This is a genomic window from Shewanella metallivivens (genome assembly GCF_028750675.1).
Lineage (GTDB): Bacteria > Pseudomonadota > Gammaproteobacteria > Enterobacterales > Shewanellaceae > Shewanella > Shewanella metallivivens.
This window is the reverse complement of sequence record NZ_JAQQPZ010000013.1, coordinates 366895-384774: the sequence shown is the minus strand read 5'-3', so window position 1 is coordinate 384774 and position 17880 is coordinate 366895. Positions and strand designations below refer to the sequence as shown.

The 17880-nt window shown below is 42.6% G+C and carries 15 protein-coding genes; 10 read left to right on the top strand and 5 right to left on the bottom strand.

From position 1 onward, the window contains the following. Positions 1 to 70: 70 nt before the first annotated feature. The 5 genes from hslU to priA form a co-directional block, all read right to left on the bottom strand. The gene (gene hslU, locus PQR79_RS14360; protein WP_238103128.1) at positions 71 to 1396 is read right to left on the bottom strand and encodes an ATP-dependent protease ATPase subunit HslU; all 1326 of its coding nucleotides are present in this window, start codon (positions 1394 to 1396) and stop codon (positions 71 to 73) included. Between the two features lie 25 nt (positions 1397 to 1421). Continuing rightward, positions 1422 to 1946, bottom strand: coding sequence for an ATP-dependent protease subunit HslV (gene hslV, locus PQR79_RS14355; protein WP_238103129.1), 525 nt, complete (start codon positions 1944 to 1946; stop codon positions 1422 to 1424). A 158-nt stretch (positions 1947 to 2104) separates the two neighbouring features. Continuing rightward, complete coding sequence (locus tag PQR79_RS14350; RefSeq protein ID WP_238103130.1) at positions 2105 to 2713, bottom strand: SPOR domain-containing protein; 609 nt, start codon at positions 2711 to 2713, stop codon at positions 2105 to 2107. A gap of 2 nt (positions 2714 to 2715) precedes the next feature. After that, a complete protein-coding gene (argS, locus tag PQR79_RS14345) occupies positions 2716 to 4461 on the bottom strand; it encodes an arginine--tRNA ligase (RefSeq protein ID WP_238103131.1) in 1746 nt (581 codons plus the stop codon). A gap of 184 nt (positions 4462 to 4645) precedes the next feature. Next, the gene (gene priA / locus PQR79_RS14340) at positions 4646 to 6841 is read right to left on the bottom strand and encodes a primosomal protein N' (RefSeq protein ID WP_238103132.1); all 2196 of its coding nucleotides are present in this window, start codon (positions 6839 to 6841) and stop codon (positions 4646 to 4648) included. A gap of 82 nt (positions 6842 to 6923) precedes the next feature. Between priA and PQR79_RS14335 the strand changes: the two genes are divergently transcribed. The 10 genes from PQR79_RS14335 to mshL all read left to right on the top strand — a co-directional run bounded on the left by PQR79_RS14335 (position 6924) and on the right by mshL (position 17856). Then, positions 6924 to 7706 carry a FimV/HubP family polar landmark protein gene (locus PQR79_RS14335; RefSeq protein WP_274408559.1) on the top strand — a complete coding sequence of 261 codons (783 nt, stop codon included), beginning with the start codon at positions 6924 to 6926 and terminating at the stop codon, positions 7704 to 7706. A gap of 260 nt (positions 7707 to 7966) precedes the next feature. Next, the gene (locus PQR79_RS14330) at positions 7967 to 9181 is read left to right on the top strand and encodes a FimV/HubP family polar landmark protein (protein ID WP_238103134.1); all 1215 of its coding nucleotides are present in this window, start codon (positions 7967 to 7969) and stop codon (positions 9179 to 9181) included. A gap of 152 nt (positions 9182 to 9333) precedes the next feature. Further along, positions 9334 to 9546 carry a 50S ribosomal protein L31 gene (gene rpmE, locus PQR79_RS14325; RefSeq protein ID WP_188917011.1) on the top strand — a complete coding sequence of 71 codons (213 nt, stop codon included), beginning with the start codon at positions 9334 to 9336 and terminating at the stop codon, positions 9544 to 9546. 464 nt (positions 9547 to 10010) lie between these two features. Beyond that, positions 10011 to 11258: a malic enzyme-like NAD(P)-binding protein gene (locus PQR79_RS14320; RefSeq protein ID WP_238103136.1), complete on the top strand. Its 1248-nt coding sequence runs from the start codon at positions 10011 to 10013 to the stop codon at positions 11256 to 11258. A 262-nt stretch (positions 11259 to 11520) separates the two neighbouring features. Beyond that, entirely contained in the window at positions 11521 to 13434 is a 1914-nt protein-coding gene (csrD, locus tag PQR79_RS14315; protein WP_238103137.1) for an RNase E specificity factor CsrD, read from the top strand. Between the two features lie 294 nt (positions 13435 to 13728). Beyond that, positions 13729 to 14610 carry a biogenesis protein MshI gene (locus PQR79_RS14310; RefSeq protein WP_238103138.1) on the top strand — a complete coding sequence of 294 codons (882 nt, stop codon included), beginning with the start codon at positions 13729 to 13731 and terminating at the stop codon, positions 14608 to 14610. Next, complete coding sequence (locus tag PQR79_RS14305) at positions 14607 to 15227, top strand: PilN domain-containing protein (RefSeq protein WP_274408558.1); 621 nt, start codon at positions 14607 to 14609, stop codon at positions 15225 to 15227. Before PQR79_RS14310 ends, PQR79_RS14305 begins: the two co-directional genes overlap by 4 nt. Beyond that, positions 15224 to 15880 carry an MSHA biogenesis protein MshJ gene (locus PQR79_RS14300; RefSeq protein WP_238103140.1) on the top strand — a complete coding sequence of 219 codons (657 nt, stop codon included), beginning with the start codon at positions 15224 to 15226 and terminating at the stop codon, positions 15878 to 15880. The genes PQR79_RS14305 and PQR79_RS14300 overlap by 4 nt, the downstream gene beginning before the upstream one ends. A gap of 4 nt (positions 15881 to 15884) precedes the next feature. Next, a complete protein-coding gene (locus PQR79_RS14295) occupies positions 15885 to 16193 on the top strand; it encodes a SctD/MshK family protein (protein WP_238103141.1) in 309 nt (102 codons plus the stop codon). 13 nt (positions 16194 to 16206) lie between these two features. Next, positions 16207 to 17856, top strand: a complete 1650-nt coding sequence (mshL, locus tag PQR79_RS14290) for a pilus (MSHA type) biogenesis protein MshL (RefSeq protein WP_238103142.1) — start codon at positions 16207 to 16209, stop codon at positions 17854 to 17856. Positions 17857 to 17880: the final 24 nt, after the last annotated feature.

The window sequence follows — 17880 nt, the reverse complement described above, 5'->3', positions numbered from 1 at the left end:
TTACGCCTATTTGTGACGTTCAATGGCTATCATCTTGTGTATCGATACAAGCCGAATTTAAGTTTAAATCTTATAAAATAAAGCGACTTAAATCTTCATCTTGTACCAACGTATCAAGGTGGTCATTAACGTATTGCGCATCAATGACAAACGTTGAACCTGATTTTTCAGAGGCATCGTAAGAAATTTCTTCCATCAGTTTTTCCATCACAGTATGTAAACGACGCGCCCCAATGTTCTCAGTACGCTCGTTAACTTGCCATGCGGCTTCTGCAATGCGCTCAATGCCTGACTCTGCAAATTCTATCGTGACGCCTTCGGTTGCCATTAATGCGATGTACTGTTCAGTTAACGATGCATGTGGCTCAGTCAGAATTCGCTTAAAGTCGCTGGCGGTGAGGGCGTCTAATTCAACACGAATAGGTAAACGACCTTGAAGCTCAGGGATTAAGTCCGATGGTTTTGACATCTGGAATGCGCCCGAGGCAATAAATAAGATATGATCGGTTTTAACCATGCCGTGCTTAGTGGTTACAGTGCAGCCTTCAACTAACGGCAATAAATCACGTTGTACACCTTCACGAGATACATCTGGGCCAGAGCTTTCACCGCGCTTACAGATTTTGTCTATTTCGTCTAAAAATACAATGCCATTTTGCTCAACAAGTTCGATGGCTTGCTCTTTAAGATCTTCTTGATTAACCAGTTTCGCAGCTTCATCTTCAACTAACTGCTTGTAAGCATCTTTAATTTTAAGCTTTTTGCGTTTTGAGGTGCTTTGACCAAGATTTTGGAATAACCCTTGTAGCTGGTTGGTCATTTCTTCCATACCTGGAGGCGACATGATTTCAACACCAATTTGTGGCGCAGCAACATCGATTTCAATTTCTTTGTCGTCTAGTTGACCTTCACGCAATTTTTTACGGAAAATTTGACGGGTGTTTGAATCGTCTTTTGGCTCTGTGTCCCAATCATCTTTGGGTTTAGGTAATAACGCATCTAAAATACGTTCTTCGGCCATTTCCTCTGCGCGGTGACGGCACTTTTTCATTTGCTGCTCGCGGGTCATTTTCACCGCTGAGTCAGTTAAGTCGCGAATGATTTGCTCTACTTCTTTACCGACATAACCTACTTCAGTAAATTTTGTGGCTTCCACTTTAATAAATGGTGCGTTAGCTAATTTGGCTAAACGACGGGCGATTTCGGTTTTACCGACACCGGTAGGGCCAATCATTAGAATGTTTTTTGGGGTGACTTCGTGACGCAATGCTGGCTCAAGCTGCATACGGCGCCAGCGATTACGCAGGGCGACGGCGACTGAGCGTTTGGCATTTTTTTGGCCGATAATATGCGAGTCTAGTTCGTGAACAATCTCGCGTGGAGTCATTTCAGACATAACTGTTCCTTTATTAACGCTCGAATTAGTAGTCTAACTTTTCGATAGTTTTGAATTGGTTAGTAAATACGCAAATATCGCCAGCAATGGTCAACGATTTGTCAGCGATTTCTTCAGCGCTGAGTTCGGTATTTTGCAATAGAGCGAGTGCTGAGGCTTGGGCATAGTTACCACCTGAGCCTATGGCCACTAGGTCATATTCTGGCTGCACTACATCGCCGTTACCGGTAATAATGAGTGAGGCTTCTGCGTCAGCAACCACAAGCATGGCTTCGAGTTTGCGCAGCATTCTGTCGGTACGCCAGTCTTTGGCGAGCTCAACAGCTGACTTTAATAAATGGCCTTGATGCATTTCGAGCTTAGCTTCAAAGCGCTCAAAAAGAGTAAATGCATCGGCTGTACCGCCTGCAAAACCAGCTAACACCTTATTATGATACAAGCGACGCACTTTACGCGCATTGCCTTTCATGACGGTATTGCCTAAAGATACTTGGCCATCACCTGCGATGACAACTTGATTATTGCGGCGTACGGATACGATAGTAGTCACGGTAAATCCTCTTTTAATGCATCAACGAATGCAATTGTTGATTCATGATTAAAGTGGATATGGGGTCAAAATGAGAGATATCAAGGACAGCATAAAAAAAGCCCCGTTCAAGTGAACAGGGCTGATAAATCGTTATCGGATTGATAGACTATAAAGCGCTATTGCCATAACCAAATTTGGCAGGTGTTAATGCCTGACTTTTGCATTTTATGGCGGTTGGTTTCAGCTTCGCGTTTGTTCGGGAAAGGGCCTAATACTACGCGGTACCAAATACCGTTAGTGCCTTCGCTGCGACGCACTTGTGCTTCCATCCCTTGAAAAGCAATGCGGGCTTTCATTTCATTTGCCTGTGACTCTTGTCTAAATGAGCCACATTGCATTTGATAAATGCCGCTTGAAACCACACCTGTGGCAGGTAGGTCAATTTCAACTTCTTTGTTTTCTAGCTCTTCAAGATAGGTCCACTCTTCTTGAGGCATGGGCGGCAAAGCGTTGGGATCGGGCTTGGCTGCTTTTTTTGTCGCTGGTGTGGGAGCCGTTTGTGCTTGCGAGGTTTTCTTTTTCGGTTGTTGCACAGGCTCAGTCACTTGAGTATCAGAGCTGCCTTTGATTGACCATAAAAAGTAGCCAAAGCCAGCGACTAGAGCTAAAACAACAATAACAGGCAAATACGGGAAGCTACGCGCCGGCGCTTTTTTACGCTTTGTAGCACGGCTTTTGGTGGCTTTGCTTGCCTTAGGTTTGCGGTTTGCGTAGTCGCGACTCATGGTTACATCCGCTCTAAAGTTTCAATGCCAAGCAAGGATAAGCCCGTTTTTAGCGTATTAGCGGTTAATTGCGATAACAGTAAACGGCTTTGTTTTTGTGCTTCTGTGTCAGCGGCTAATACTGGGCACGCCTCGTAGAAGCTTGAGAATTCACTGGCAAGTTCGTATAAGTAACCGCATAACACATGCGGTAAGCCTTTGTCGGTCATGCGGGTTAAGACTTCACCGAACTGGGCTAACTTGGTGCCTAGGTCTTTTTCTTTTTCGTGTTCAAGGACGATTTTTGCTTGGCTTAAATCGATGTCTTCAGCACGTTTAAAAATACCCGCCACACGGGTGTAAGCATATAACAAGTATGGCGCTGTGTTGCCTTCAAAGCTTAACATTTGCTCAAAACTGAAAATGTAATCGCTAGTGCGGTTTTTCGATAAATCAGCGTATTTAACTGCGCTGATACCGACTACGCGGGCAATTTCAGTGAGTGTGTCTTGGTCCATGTCTGGGTTTTTGCTGCGTACCAGTTCAAGTGCGCGCACGTTAGCTTCATCTAATAAGTCGACTAACTTAACGACACCGCCAGAGCGGGTTTTAAATGGACGACCATCTTCGCCGTTCATAGTGCCAAAGCCGGTGTGCTCTAGCGACATCTCTGGACGAACAAATTTGGCTAACTTGGCAAGGCTAAACACCTGTTGAAAGTGAAGCGCTTGGCGCAAGTCAACAAAGTACATTGCGCGGTCGGCTTTCAGGACGTTTGAGCGGTAGCGCATTGCGGCTAAATCAGAGGTAGCGTACAAGTAACCGCCATCGGCTTTTTGGATAATAACCGGTAAGGGTTCACCTTCTTTGGTGCGAAACTCTTCCTGGAAGACCACTTTGGCGCCATTACTTTCGCTTAATAACCCTTGGGCGTCTAAATCGTTAACCACCTGGGCAAGGTCGGCGTTATAAGCACTTTCGCCGTGCACATCGGCGCGGGTTAAGCTCACCCCTAAACGTTGGTATACGTCATGACAGTGGCTAAGCGAGATGTCGTTAAACTCACGCCACAGTTTATTGCAGTATTCATCGCCCGATTGTAAGGCAACCACTAATTGGCGGGCGCGAGTAGCAAATTCGCTTGACTCGTCAAAACGCACTTTTGCTGCACGGTAAAAGCTTTCTAGGTCAGACAATTCCATTTTGGCTTGCTCGCCATTAGCTGCACGTAACTCTTCCATATAAGCCAATAGCATACCAAATTGTGTGCCCCAGTCGCCTACGTGGTTTTGGCGGATCACGTTATGACCTAAAAACTCAAGCGCACGTACAACACTGTCACCAATAATGGTTGAACGTAAATGGCCTACGTGCATTTCTTTGGCTAAGTTTGGTGATGAATAATCGACAACGATAGTTTGCTTAGCCGGTAAGGTCACGCCTAAGTGGTCATCGTTTAATGCTTGTTGTAGCTGATTCGCTAATGCATTGTCATCAATAAAGAAGTTAATAAATCCTGGGCCTGCGATTTCAACTTTAGCAACATGAGATGACGCCGGTAGGGTGTCGATAATCAATTGGGCTAATTCGCGAGGGTTCTTTTTGGCCACTTTGGTCAACATCATTGCAAGGTTAGTCGCTAAGTCACCATGACTTTTATCTTTAGTGCGATCGACCTGAATGCGCGCTTGAAAATCAGCAGGCACAATGCCTTGCTGTTTAAAAGATTCGAGGGTTTGTTCTAGTAAAGATTCAATATGTGATTTCATGGGCGTTTGCTTGCACTAATTCGTTAAATGAATGACATGACGGAACCGCGTATTTTAGCCGTTTATGGGGTTAAATTGCTATCTGCTTTAGCGGAAATATTGGTTTTTTTATCATAAACCTGAATAACAATCTCAGTGAATGGTATTACAGAGGTTATAAGCAATGATGACGCAGTGGTTGGTATTACATTAAATCTTGTGGGTCGCGATCAATCGTCCAGCGACAGCGTTTACTTTCAGGGAGTCGTTCAATTTGACTCAGCACCTGCTCAAATACCGTTTGTAATTGCTGGCGGTTTTTAGCTTGTAGCATTAATTGGCGTCGATATTTGCCGGCTTTACGGTCTAATGGCGCAGGAATTGGGCCAATCACTTCGAGTTCGTTACTTTGCGGGATAAGTTGGCTTATTTGAGCTAAAAAGGCATCCGCGTCTTGAGCCAAGTGGGCCTCTGCTCGAATTAACACCATGTGCCATGCGGGTGGCAATAGTGCTTGTTGGCGCTCAGTTAGCTGGCTGCGGGCAAATTCGCCGTAACCCCGTTGCAGTAAATCGCGCAAAATAGGGTTGTCACTTTGGTGGGTTTGCAGTAGCACTTTACCGGGTTTGTCAGCGCGACCAGCTCGGCCAGACACTTGGGTGTAGAGCTGGCCAAAGCGCTCAGGCGCACGAAAGTCGGCACTAAATAACGCACCGTCAACATCCAGTAGTCCCACTAACGTCACATCAGGGAAATGATGCCCTTTAGCCAGCATTTGGGTGCCCACTAGAATCTTATATTTACCCATGTATATCCCTTGTAGCTGTTGTTCAAGGGAGCCTTTGCGTCGAGTGGTATCGCGGTCGATGCGCACCACCGGATGCTGTGGGAACAGCTTAACTAGCTCTTGTTCAAGTTGTTCTGTGCCTAAACCGTGCCCCATTAACATGGTGCTACCGCACTGATGGCATTGTTTAGGAATAGCATATTGATTGCCGCAGTGATGGCAGCAAATTTCGTTTAATCCTTGGTGCACGGTAAAAAAGGCATCGCAGCGATCGCATTCATGTAAATGGCCGCATTCGTGGCACAGTAAGGCTGGGGCAAAACCGCGGCGATTTAAAAACAATAATACTTGGTTGCCGGCATCAAGGTGCATGCGCATTTCATTAATTAACGATGCTGACATGCCAGCTTTTAATGGCTGTGAGGTAATATCGATGATGCCTTGCTTTACTTTTTGCGCCACACCAGCTCGTTCACTTAACTCAAGGTGATGATAGCGGCCTGATATCGCATTTTGTAGTGTTTCAAGCGAAGGTGTTGCTGATCCAAGTACCACTTGAATATCTTCTAGATGGCCGCGCATGACGGCAAGATCTCGGGAATGATAGCGCACACCTTCTTGCTGTTTAAAGCTGCTGTCGTGTTCTTCGTCTAAAATGATAAGACCAGGAAACGCCATCGGGGTGAACAGCGCGGAACGAGTGCCAATAATAATCGCTGCTTCGCCCACGCGTGCTTGTCGCCAGGCTTCAAGGCGTTGATTGTCGGTTAGTCCTGAGTGAATCACCGCCACTTTTACTTCAAAGCGGCGTTTAAAGCGATTAATGGTTTGTGGGGTTAAACCGATTTCTGGCACCAAGATAAGTGCCTGTTTACCTTGTTTTAAAATGGTTTCGAGCAAGGTTAAATAGACTTCGGTTTTACCCGAGCCGGTTATACCTTCTAGTAAGGTGCAGTGAAACCCTTGTTGTTGCGTGAGAACAGAAACCGCCACCGCTTGCTGTTTATTAAGCTTGTGTGGTGACTCATTCATTTGCAGCTTGTGACGCCAGCTTAAGTCGTGAGTTATCAGCGCGCTTTTTTGTTCGATCCACTGTTTATCCTGTAATGCCTTAAGCGCGGATTTACTCAATGCTTGGGTGGTAAGCTCATCTTGAGTTAAGGGGTTTTCCAGCAATAACTCAAATAATTTCTTTTGTGCTGGGGCGCGTTTTAACACATTCGGATCTAACTGACGGCCTTGTTCTGTGAGGTGGTATTCTATAGTTGATTGAGGTGAAGCATCGAGGCCTTTTCTTAGCGCCACAGGCAATGCCTGGCTTAGCATTTGCCCTTGGGAGGTAAAATAATATCGTGCGGCCCAAAGTGTCAATTTGTATAGCGACTCGGGCAGTAATGGGGCATCATCTAATACTGCGGTAATCGACTTTATTTGTTGTGGTGCTAGGTCGCAAGAGTCAGTAATGGCGGTAATTAGGCCAACCAGTTGTTGGCGCCCAAAAGGGACTTTTACGCGCAGTCCTATTTGCAATGATGTTTGCTGCTCGTCTTTTACGCGGTAACTAAAGTTTTGGCGTAGTGGGACGGGTAAGGCGACTTCAACAAACACGGGCATAGGACTTCATCATTATTTAATGCTATCTAAGATTGTGGATCAGTTTACCTCTAAGTGTCATCAAAGTGATAGGGCAAGTGTTATGTATAAAAGACTTATTATGCTCTTGTTTGTTGTAAGCGGAATGTGTGTGATTCATGTTTTTGCTCAAGTCAGTCATGTGAGCATTAATAGCCGTCAATTTGATGTGGGCCAACAAGCGTTATTAAAAATGAATTTAGTTGTGCAAAATGATGATGGGGCAGCACTCAACTTTTACACTCGCCAACAAATCGATGGCGAGATGCAACAACAAAAGTTAATGGTTCAACCTATTAATCGATTTTTAGTGCAGCTCAGTGGTCAACAAATTATAACCGATCCCAAAGCCCAGTTAGTGGTCACAATGAATGGCCATGATGGTGTTATTTTATTAGCCGTGCTGGCGTTATTTGATGCGCCGTTGTCATTTAACAGTGCCCAGTTAACAAAAGTGCCAATGCCCTCAGGGTCAGCAGTGATAGTCAATCAATCTGCATCCGTTCGCGTGGGCGTGACGAGCAATAATGTTGAGCAGGCGGATGTCGCCAGCGAATCCCATTTACAATCTCAAATACCAGAGCATTGCCAAATAATAAAAGATAATTCAGATACCTTATGGCGTATTGCTGATCGTTATAAAGGGCAATGGAATACCAGTGTTTATGGGGCGATGTTAGCGATTTTTGAGGCGAATATGTTGGCATTCTCAAAACAGAAAATTCATTTACTGCTTAAAGGTGTCCCATTGCACTGTCCGTCGCCGCAAATATTGGCGCAATACAATAATCAGGCAGTTGATAGAAAAGTGTTTGAAGTTATCCAAGCTAAACATGCCTCCGAATAGAGGTATTCGCAATTTAAGTGTGACAAAGTTAAATAAAGCTTGAGTAATTACTCTGGTATGTCAGTAATTGGTTGCAGCAATGAATGTTAATTTATATAGTTGTTTGCGTTAATAGTGGTTGCCCATAAAAAAATAGAGTAAGTGCAAAATAGTGCAGCAATATTAAATAGATAATTACTAACAATAATAATGAATATATTAAATGGATTTTCAGCGTTAAGACGCTGTTTTAAAGCTTTGCATAAGTGAAGGATGATTGGATGAAAGGCGTAAAGTTGCTAGTCATATTGGCATTATTGGCGGCAGGGCAGGTTTCAGCTGTCGTTGCTGAAGTTAGCCATATAAGTATAGATACTGCAGCTTTTGAACGTGGAAAATTACCTACGTTAACGGTCAATGTAGTAACTGAACATCATGATTTATCTAGATTAACGTTTTACTTGCGTCAAATTTATCAAGATAATATTGTACTAGAAAAATTAGACGTAGAACGCCAAGGTAACGACGTATTTTTACTCAATGGTAAAGAACAACTTCGCGACCCAGACGCCGCGCTAATCGTATCTGAGTATCGCAATGCCAAATGGCAACAATATTCACCGGTTCCGTTATTTAGTCCGGTATTGCATGCCAGTAATCATCATCCCGTCGCGATAAAAAAAATGAAATTGCCGGCAGCATCTACACCAAGCCAAGTCACAATGAGTCGAGTTGTCGATTCTACTCCCGTATTATCCCAAACTCAGGAACTGCTAGAAGGATGTAATATCCTTAAGCAACCCGATGACTCTTTATGGAAAATTGCCGTTAGGTACCGTAAGCAATGGAACTCTAATATTTACGGGGCAATGTTGGCATTGTATCAAGCTAATCCTCAGGCTTTTTCTCAAGGAAAAATTAGCATGTTGCAATTAGACAGCTCATTACGTTGTCCGCCTGCAGATATTTTAGTTAAGTACCAGAATGTTAAAGCTGACAGAGTGACCTTTGATAACTTAGTTGCCAGTCAACAAGGTAAAACCGCAACTGTCGCGCCAGCCTTAACCACTACAGATAACACAAATGCAACCACTAAACGCACACCTCAACCTGAATTGTCAATTGAGGCTCCTGGCAGTGAACTTGATGTACATCCTCAAGTCGCCACGATAGATAAAAACGTGGATACAACGACTGAAAAAGTGGCTGATATTGAGCGAGCTGACTCATCACTATGTGCTATTGATAAGCGGCCTGAAGATAATTTATGGCGCGTTGCTGTGCGTAACCAAAAACAGTTACATACTAATGTTTATGGCACCATGTTGGCGATTTACGATGCTAATCCGCAAGCGTTCTTTAAAAGTAAGATTTATTTGTTAATGGCTGAAAGTCATTTAGTTTGCCCCTCAGAAGCTATCTTGCAGCGGTATCAGGATGCGGAAAAAGATCAGTTAACTTATGAGGCGCTTGAGCAAAAGCAAAGACAGTCTTAAAACAACAATCTTAACAATGCTTAGAAATTCTACTTGTTTGATCTTAGTAGACACTGTATTATCTCGCGCCTAAAACATATTGTTATTAACTGCATGTGGTGTCCAACTTCGGGTTGTGATAGCGACATGGCCTTCAATTTAAGGTACTCCAAATGAAACCTGGTATTCACCCAAATTACGCTGAAATCACTGCAACTTGTACTTGTGGTAACGTTATCAAAGTAAATTCAACTGTAGGTAAAGACTTACACTTGGACGTATGTGGTGCATGTCACCCATTCTACACTGGTACTCAGAAAGTTGTTGACACTGGCGGTCGTATCGACAAGTTCAACAAGCGTTTTGGTATGCTTGGCAAGAAGTAATTGCACTGCAATTAACTTCAAAAAGGCGCCTTTGGCGCCTTTTTTGTTTTTCGCCGCCGTTAATGCTAGCCAGATTGATGTCTGTACAACACCTCAATTGATTTTTTTAATAGTGAAAACTTATTTTTTCACTGTAAACAATTAAAAAAAGCCTCAATGCCCCTTTATTGTTATTTAAGCAAAATAAATAACAAATAATGCTGCGAAAACACGTTATGATCGGTAAATCTTGTTATTTTCCTACATTTTTAACTCTTTGATTTATATATATTCATGTTCGCTTATTTTGATTAACAAAACTTAGCCCCATTTTAAACGCGCTACACATCCTATCACTGAGTTTTTGATTTCTATCGACACTGTAATAGCGTATCGTTACAAAACTTTCGATGACTTAGCATAATCAATGGTATTTGAGGCGCGAGTCACAATTTTATTACATAGCGCATTTCAGGAAATATAAAATGTCGGATATTCGTCAACAAGCACTCGATTATCATGAATTCCCAGTACCAGGTAAAACGGCCGTGTGCCTGACCAAACCTGCCCAATCAAGCCATGACCTAGCACTCGCCTATAGCCCAGGTGTTGCAGAGCCGGTGAGAGAGATCGCTTCTAATCCTGAAAACGCTTATCGCTACACCAATAAAGGTAACACCGTTGCTGTTATTTCTAATGGCACAGCCATTTTAGGCTTAGGGAATTTAGGCCCTTTGGCATCAAAACCCGTTATGGAAGGTAAGTCACTTTTATTTAAACGATTTGCCAATATTGATTCAATTGATATCGAAGTTAAACACCGTACAACTGAAGATTTCATCAATACCGTGGAAGCCATCGCCGACACTTTTGGCGGCATCAATTTAGAAGACATTAAAGCGCCGGAGTGCTTTGAAATTGAGCGTGAATTGATTAAACGCTGTAACATCCCTGTGTTTCATGATGATCAGCATGGCACTGCCATTGTGACCGCAGCGGGTATGATTAATGCGTTAGAGATTCAAGGCAAAAAAATTGAAGATGCGGTATTTGTTTGTTTAGGTGCAGGGGCTGCCGCAATTGCATGTATGAGCATGTTTGTTAAATGTGGAGCCCTGCGTGAAAATGTTTATATGCTCGACAGACAAGGGGTTATTCATACTCGCCGTGAAGATTTAAATGAATACAAAGCACTATTTGCTAATAATACTGACAAACGTACATTGCAAGATGTGATCAAAGACGCTGATGTGTTTTTAGGCTTGTCGGGGGCAGACTTATTAACTGCTGATGATATTGCATTAATGGCACCTAATCCGGTTATTTTTGCTTGTTCAAACCCCGATCCAGAAATCAAACCAGAATTAGCTCATGCTATTCGTCATGATCTGATTATGGGTACAGGACGCAGTGACTATCCCAATCAAGTGAATAACGTATTGTGTTTCCCGTTCATTTTTAGAGGCGCATTAGATGTACGTGCTGAAGTGATTAACGACGAAATGAAGTTAGCAGCGGTATATGCCATTGCCAATTTAGCTAAAGAACCTGTACCTGCAGAGGTATTAGCAGCGTATCCTAAAGTGAGTTCTTTGAGTTTCGGCGCAGAATATGTGTTACCAAAACCAATGGACCCAAGGTTATTGCCAAATGTGGCTCGCGCAGTATCGCAAGCTGCAATTGATTCTGGTGTTGCTAAAATCACCACGTTACCTACGGAATATAAAGTGTAACGTTTGTTGATAAATTGACGCAGAAAAATAAAGGGGCTTAAGCCCCTTTATGTTATCTATATCTAATCAACCTGAAATAGAGCATCTTCAGGTTGAGTGGGTATAAGTGTTATTGGCGATACCGTTATGATTAAGGTGAACATAAGTCATTGGGTTGGGCTTAGAGGTAAACGAGTAGTGAACTTACAGAGCACAATCGTTATACTGATACGGATTGAATTGAGCTAGACCATAATAATAAATCCAGCAGGATAGCGGATAAATGCAACTCACTAAGATCCTTACAAAAAAACTTACCAGCTTTTGGTTACTGTCGTTAGCTGCCGTCGCGTTTGTGTTTCTTCTAAGCGCAGTGATGAGTTTTATCCAGCTCACATATAGCTTTCAACAACAAAAAGTGGCCGAATTAGAAACGATGTTGGTTGCGCATCACAAGCTACATGGTGATAGTCAGCTCGATACTTGGTTGCCTCCTTTATTGTCAGCGTATAATGCCGTCGATTTTACCTTGACTCACGACAAGCAAGTCATATATCAACTTCATCAAGACAATCCAATTCTGCCCGAGAGCAGCTTAACCTTGTATCAACGTCAGTTAGAGCATGGTCTCAGTTTGTCGCTCACCTTGCCTGCCCCCTTTGTTTTATACCATTTAGGTTGGTCAGAGTCAGTTATTTTACTTATCGGTTTTATTGCTATTGGCCTCTTTGTGCGCTTTGGGCATCGTTGGTATTCACGCGAACTCGATGGCATTGAGCAACTTGCTCAACGTAGTAAGTTAATTTTAGAGGGCAATTTAGCCCAAGCCGCGCAGTTACCCACAAACGGCAAGCCTCGTTTGATTAACCGAGCGTTGACTAAGCTCCTTACCGATTTAGACGATGCCCATAAGGAACGCGGTCGCTTAGATCAGTTTATTCGGAAAGACACATTTTTAGATAAACAAACTCAAATTGGTAACGGCATCTTTTTTCAAAATCGCCTAGACGCATTAAGTCATAACCACCAAATGATCGCCCATGGGGTGCTTATGCTGATTGAGTTTGACGATGTTGACTTAGTAGAAGACAAATTGGGTGAGAGCGATTTAACAGCGATGCTAACCTTAACTACTGAAGCCATCACCGCGGTACTGGCACAATACGAAGACAGTATTTTTGCCAGAAGAAGTTACCAACAATTGGTGATTGTGGTGCCTCAGCTCTCGTTGGCAGAGGCTGATCAGTTGGCTCAGCGAGTACTGAAAGCCTGTTTAGCGCTACCATTTTATGGCATCGGTAATCCAGAAAACTTTTTACATCTAGGGAGTGCATTTTTTAAAGCAGGTGATTTGCAGGTGCAATTAATCGATGAGGCTGAAATGGCCCTTCGTGCCGCGCAGTTACAACAGGTAAACAATTGGTTTATGTACGATAAAGGCGCTGTCGATGAAGAGATTGCCAAAGGCTCTGTTCGTTGGCGCAGTTTTTTAGAAAACGCACTCGTCAGCAAACGTTTTTTTACCTTGCAGCAAGCAGTGGTAGACAATGATAACAGCATTTTACATTATGAGGTTTTCAGTCGTGCTCGTGACCATCAAGGTAAAGATGTTCGCGCCACCTTATTTATCCCAATGGCAAATAAGTGCGGCTTAATGCCACAGATAGAACGGCAAATACTCGAACAAGTGTTATTTACCTTAATGCCACAAAACGATGCGACTTATTGTATTAACCTCAGCTTAGATACCTTAGTTAGCCGAGCCTTTGTACGTTGGATACAGTCAACGCTGTTAGAACATCGGCCCCTAGCGGCACGACTTATTTTTGAAGTGTCTGAAGACATTATCGTGAAACATCAAAAAAACACGGCTTTAGTGAAATCTCTCGACATGTTACGAAAAATGGGCGCCAAACTCGCTGTTGATCATGTTGGTCAACATGTTGTCGGCACACATTATATTCAGGAGTTCCACTTCGATTTAGTTAAATTGCATCGCTCAATTGTTCGCCAAGTACACCAACGCTCAGAGAATCAATTGTTTATCCGCAGTTTAATTGGCGGTTTATATCGTGCTGAAGTGAAGGTCATTGCTGAAGGTGTAGAGAGTTTTGAAGAATGGCAAACCTTAAAGATTTTAGGGGTAAGTGCAGCTCAAGGTGAGTATTTAGCACAAATAACTGAGACGGAAGCTTGAAAAATAGCCTATTTACGTTGTTTGGGGTGAATAACCCTTGTTTGCGCTGCAATTGCATTCTATTTTAATGAGGTATGCTATATTGTAATTACTAACAAAATTAAAACATTAGCCGTGTTGTATCAAGAGCCGACTTTTGACAACGCTCCGGCTAAAAAGTCTAAAATTAAAGGGGCAATACTAACAAGTATCTTTATTAATGGTTTTTCGTGACGAAACAGGCTTATTTTTTTCTTCATCTTATATCAAGCCAGAACCTAAATAGTGATCACTTTAGTGTGCATGGGACGCGTAATGAGCAATGGTTTTTTGAGTAAACTGGCCTTTTGGCAATCATCCCAAATTTCAGGAGATGTTGGTGTATTTATTACCAACAACGCATTGTGGGTTTGTTATGACGAAACTGCCGACTCTACTCAAGTCGTTAAACAAATACCCATAATCAAGCATGATTGGAAGCAAGCATTTGAACAGCTTAAAGCCTTGTGTGGTAAAGCTAGAGTGCAACTCGTGCTGTCTTTTGCACATTACCAACTGTTACAAGCCGATAAACCCAGTGTTGAATCATCTGAAATTGCCCAAGCATTAATTTGGGCAGTGAAAGACATGGTGTCAGAGCCTGTCGCCAATATTCATTTAGATTACTTTGAGTCGAGTGTCACCTCTAGCGCTAAGGTCAGCGTTGTTGTTACCAGTCGTGATTTACTGATGCAATTAGTTGCAGCATGCGAAGCGAGCGGGTTAAGTATTGTGGGCATTAGTGTCGAAGAGTTAGTGTTGCGTCATATACTGCCTAATGACAGCATGGCACATATGTTAGTTGCGCATGCACCTCAAGAAGAGCTGTTACTTATGGCGGTTAAAGCGGGAGAGGTGTTAATGCAGCGCCGTGTTCGTGGTTTTAACCAACTGAATAAGGCTACATTCCAAGAATTACAAAACAGTATTGCAGATAACTTAAGCTTAGAGATCCAACGCTCAATGGATTATTTTGAAAGTCAGCTACGTCAGGCTCCAGTGTCTTCAATCACCATTGTCACAGATGGTGACAGTCCTGCGCTAGCTAACTTAGTGGCTGCTAATTTTAACCAAACAGTACACGCAGTAAATCATGATGGAGTTAGCGGTTTATTTGCTCAACTAGCGTTACAAGAAATAGCGCGAGGTGAAGCGTGATAAAAAACAGTATCAATTTATACAGCGCCGACTTATTACCACAAAAGCAGCGATTGACGTTATCACGCTTGATGCAAATGTTAGTATTGTTGGTGATTGTCAGCATTTGTTTTTATGCTTTTGGCTTATGGCAACAAAACGAGTTACAAACGTTACAGCAGCAAGCTAACAATAAAAAAGCCCAATTAAGCGCTGAAAAAGTACAACTAGAAGCTCAAATAGCTGCACGTAAACCGAATACCGCCTTAGCTGACCAAGTCGAATTAGAAGAGCAACGGTTAGCGCTTAAACAGCGCTTAAAAGATGAGCTGAGTCAGCGTAAAAACTTAATTAGCCAAGGTTACTCTCCTTTATTAACGGATTTAGCTGCTGTAGCAGACGCCAATCTGTGGTTAAGTCATATTAGTATTGAACAACAAGATAATGCCCCTCAACGCATTCAATTTGAGGGGGTTGGTCGTACACCGCAAAGTATTCCATTATGGATTGATAAGCTAAAAAATACTGTCACCTTAAAAGGATATGCTTTTTCGGCAATGACCATGAACCGAGGTGATACACAGCCATTAATGTTTAAGCTTACCAGTAAAACAGTGGATAAGGAGCCCTCACAATGAAGCAACAATGGGCAACTTGGTCAGAACGTTTTAACCAACTCAGCCAGCGAGAACGGCTATTAATCTCTCTTGCCAGTATCGTGGTGATTGGGATGTTGCTGTATTTACCATTGGAATCAATTTGGAAACAACAGCAATCGATACAAAACCAATTGAACGCAATACAGCAAGAAAACGACATATCATTGCAACAAATTGATTTGTATCAGCAACGTTTACAGTTAGACCCAGATAAAGATTACCAACAACGCTTACAATTAGTTAGTGAACAAATGTCAGCTATTGATGCTGAATTAGACGCGCAAATGGTTGATATGGTGCCAGCGGATTACATGCCGACAGTGCTCGCTAATTTACTGGGTAATGTGAAAGGTGTGACACTGAAATCTTTTGCTTCTATTGAGCCTACCCCGTTATTAAATATGGGAGAAAATAGCCAAGTAAACTTGTATAGCCATGGTATTAAGCTGGTTTTACAAGGTGATTACTTTGCTATTTTAGATTTTGTCTCTGCGGTTGAAAACATGCCAGACAAATTGTATTGGAAACGTATGGATTACCGGGTTGAGACTCACCCAAAAGCGTTAGTAGAATTAGAACTTTACACACTCAGTGTGAATAAGGACTTTATTAGTGTTGCTAAACAGAATTAACGCTATGGCATTGGCTATTGTTGTAACGAGTCTATTGTTAGTGGCGAGCGTGAATGCACAAACGTTGCGAGACCCAACCTTACCTGGTCAAGGGTATGCCGTTGTTAGTCAGCCCCAAAACATGACTCAACAAAGCTTGGTACTCAATAGTATTGTTAATGGTCAAAATGCTTATGCCGTAATCAACAATAAAATTGTGGCAGTTGGTGATACGGTCAACGATGGATTAACCGTATCTTCAATCGGTCAGGATAATGTAACTTTGTCAGATGGTAGAAAACTTCAGTTGTTTCAGTCGATAACAGAGCGATAGGATAAGAATAAAAATGAAAGTAATTAAATATGTTACCCCTCTGATGTCACTGTGCTTGATTGCTTGCCAAACGACAGATAGACCTGAACCACAAAACGCCAAATCAACATTGTCTGAATCAATTCAACAATCACAATCTAATACCAATACAACGCCACCGCCTGCGATGATGCCAGCGGAAGTTCAACGTGAATTAAATGGTAATAATGTATTGGGAACAACAAAAGCGTTACCTGCAGAGCGCCGCTTTGATGTTTCTGCTAATGATGTTGATGCCAGAGTCTTTTTCCCGAGTCTTGTAAAGGATTCGCCGCTCAGTGTGGCGGTTCACCCGGAGGTTACAGGTACGATTTCATTATCGTTAAAAGCCGTGACTTTGTCTGAAGCGTTACAGGTTGTAGAAGACATTTATGGTTATGAAGTTAGCCGGCAAGGTCGTATCTTAAGAGTGTTCCCATCTGGAATGCGCACAGAAACCATCCCATTAAACTACCTTTATATGCAGCGTGAAGGCTTGTCGTTAACGTCAGTAAACTCTGGTCGTATTTCGGATGATAATGACAACTCAAGCAGCAGTAGTAATAGCAGCAATAGCTCTAGCAGTAGCTCAAGTAGCAGTAATTCAAGTAATAGTGAAAACACCAACGGTACTTTTATCAGTTCAACCACCAAAACGGATTTTTGGGGTGAGCTGCAATCAACATTAGTATCAATCATTGGTGAGACGGGAGGCGGACGTCAAGTGGTGGTGACTCCTCAGGCTGGGTTGGTGACTATTCGGGCTTATCCTAATGAATTACGTCAGGTTCGCAGTTTCTTGAAAACAGCAGAAAGCCATTTACAACGCCAAGTTATACTTGAAGCTAAAATTTTAGAAGTCACATTATCTGATGATTATCAACAAGGTATTCAATGGGAAAGTGTCTTAGGCCATGTGGGTAACACTAATATCGACTTTAGTACCTCATCTGGACAAGGTTTAACTAATACGATTTCATCGATTATTGGCGGAGTGACATCGATAAACGTTGAGGGTACAGATTTTAGTACCATGATTAACTTACTCGATACGCAGGGCGATGTTGATGTATTGTCGAGCCCACGTGTTACTGCATCTAACAATCAAAAAGCCGTCATTAAAGTCGGTACTGACGAGTATTTTGTGACAGATGTGTCGACAACCACAGTGTCTTCTACCACAACGGTTACCACTCCAGATGTCGAGCTGACTCCGTTTTTCTCTGGTATTGCGCTTGATGTAACTCCACAAATTGATGAAAACGGCAATGTGCTTTTACATGTTCATCCGTCGGTGATCGATGTTCAAGAACAAACTAAAACTATTGAAATCAGTGATTCAACGTTAGAGTTGCCTCTCGCGCAAAGTGAAATTCGTGAGTCTGACACCATTATTCGTGCCGCATCGGGTGATGTTGTCGTTATTGGTGGCTTAATGAAGAGTGAAAACATTGAAACCGAATCGAAAGTGCCTTTCTTGGGCGACATTCCATTTTTAGGGCAAGCATTCACGAGTCGTACTAAGTCAAAACAAAAAACAGAATTAATCATTTTACTTAAACCAACCGTGGTTGGCGCAAATACGTGGCGAGATGAGTTAAAGCGTTCACAAGAATTAATTGAGCGTTGGTACCCATCTAATTAATGATGGCCAATAACGGAACTTAAT

Coding starts and splice junctions, on each gene's coding strand:
- hslU (WP_238103128.1), bottom strand. CDS start 1,396: ATGTCTGAAATGACTCCACGCGAGATTGTTCACGAACTAGACTCGCAT.
- PQR79_RS14350 (WP_238103130.1), bottom strand. CDS start 2,713: ATGAGTCGCGACTACGCAAACCGCAAACCTAAGGCAAGCAAAGCCACC.
- argS (WP_238103131.1), bottom strand. CDS start 4,461: ATGAAATCACATATTGAATCTTTACTAGAACAAACCCTCGAATCTTTT.
- priA (WP_238103132.1), bottom strand. CDS start 6,841: ATGCCCGTGTTTGTTGAAGTCGCCTTACCCGTCCCACTACGCCAAAAC.
- PQR79_RS14335 (WP_274408559.1), top strand. CDS start 6,924: ATGTATAAAAGACTTATTATGCTCTTGTTTGTTGTAAGCGGAATGTGT.
- PQR79_RS14330 (WP_238103134.1), top strand. CDS start 7,967: ATGAAAGGCGTAAAGTTGCTAGTCATATTGGCATTATTGGCGGCAGGG.
- rpmE (WP_188917011.1), top strand. CDS start 9,334: ATGAAACCTGGTATTCACCCAAATTACGCTGAAATCACTGCAACTTGT.
- PQR79_RS14320 (WP_238103136.1), top strand. CDS start 10,011: ATGTCGGATATTCGTCAACAAGCACTCGATTATCATGAATTCCCAGTA.
- csrD (WP_238103137.1), top strand. CDS start 11,521: ATGCAACTCACTAAGATCCTTACAAAAAAACTTACCAGCTTTTGGTTA.
- PQR79_RS14310 (WP_238103138.1), top strand. CDS start 13,729: ATGAGCAATGGTTTTTTGAGTAAACTGGCCTTTTGGCAATCATCCCAA.
- PQR79_RS14300 (WP_238103140.1), top strand. CDS start 15,224: ATGAAGCAACAATGGGCAACTTGGTCAGAACGTTTTAACCAACTCAGC.
- PQR79_RS14295 (WP_238103141.1), top strand. CDS start 15,885: ATGGCATTGGCTATTGTTGTAACGAGTCTATTGTTAGTGGCGAGCGTG.
- mshL (WP_238103142.1), top strand. CDS start 16,207: ATGAAAGTAATTAAATATGTTACCCCTCTGATGTCACTGTGCTTGATT.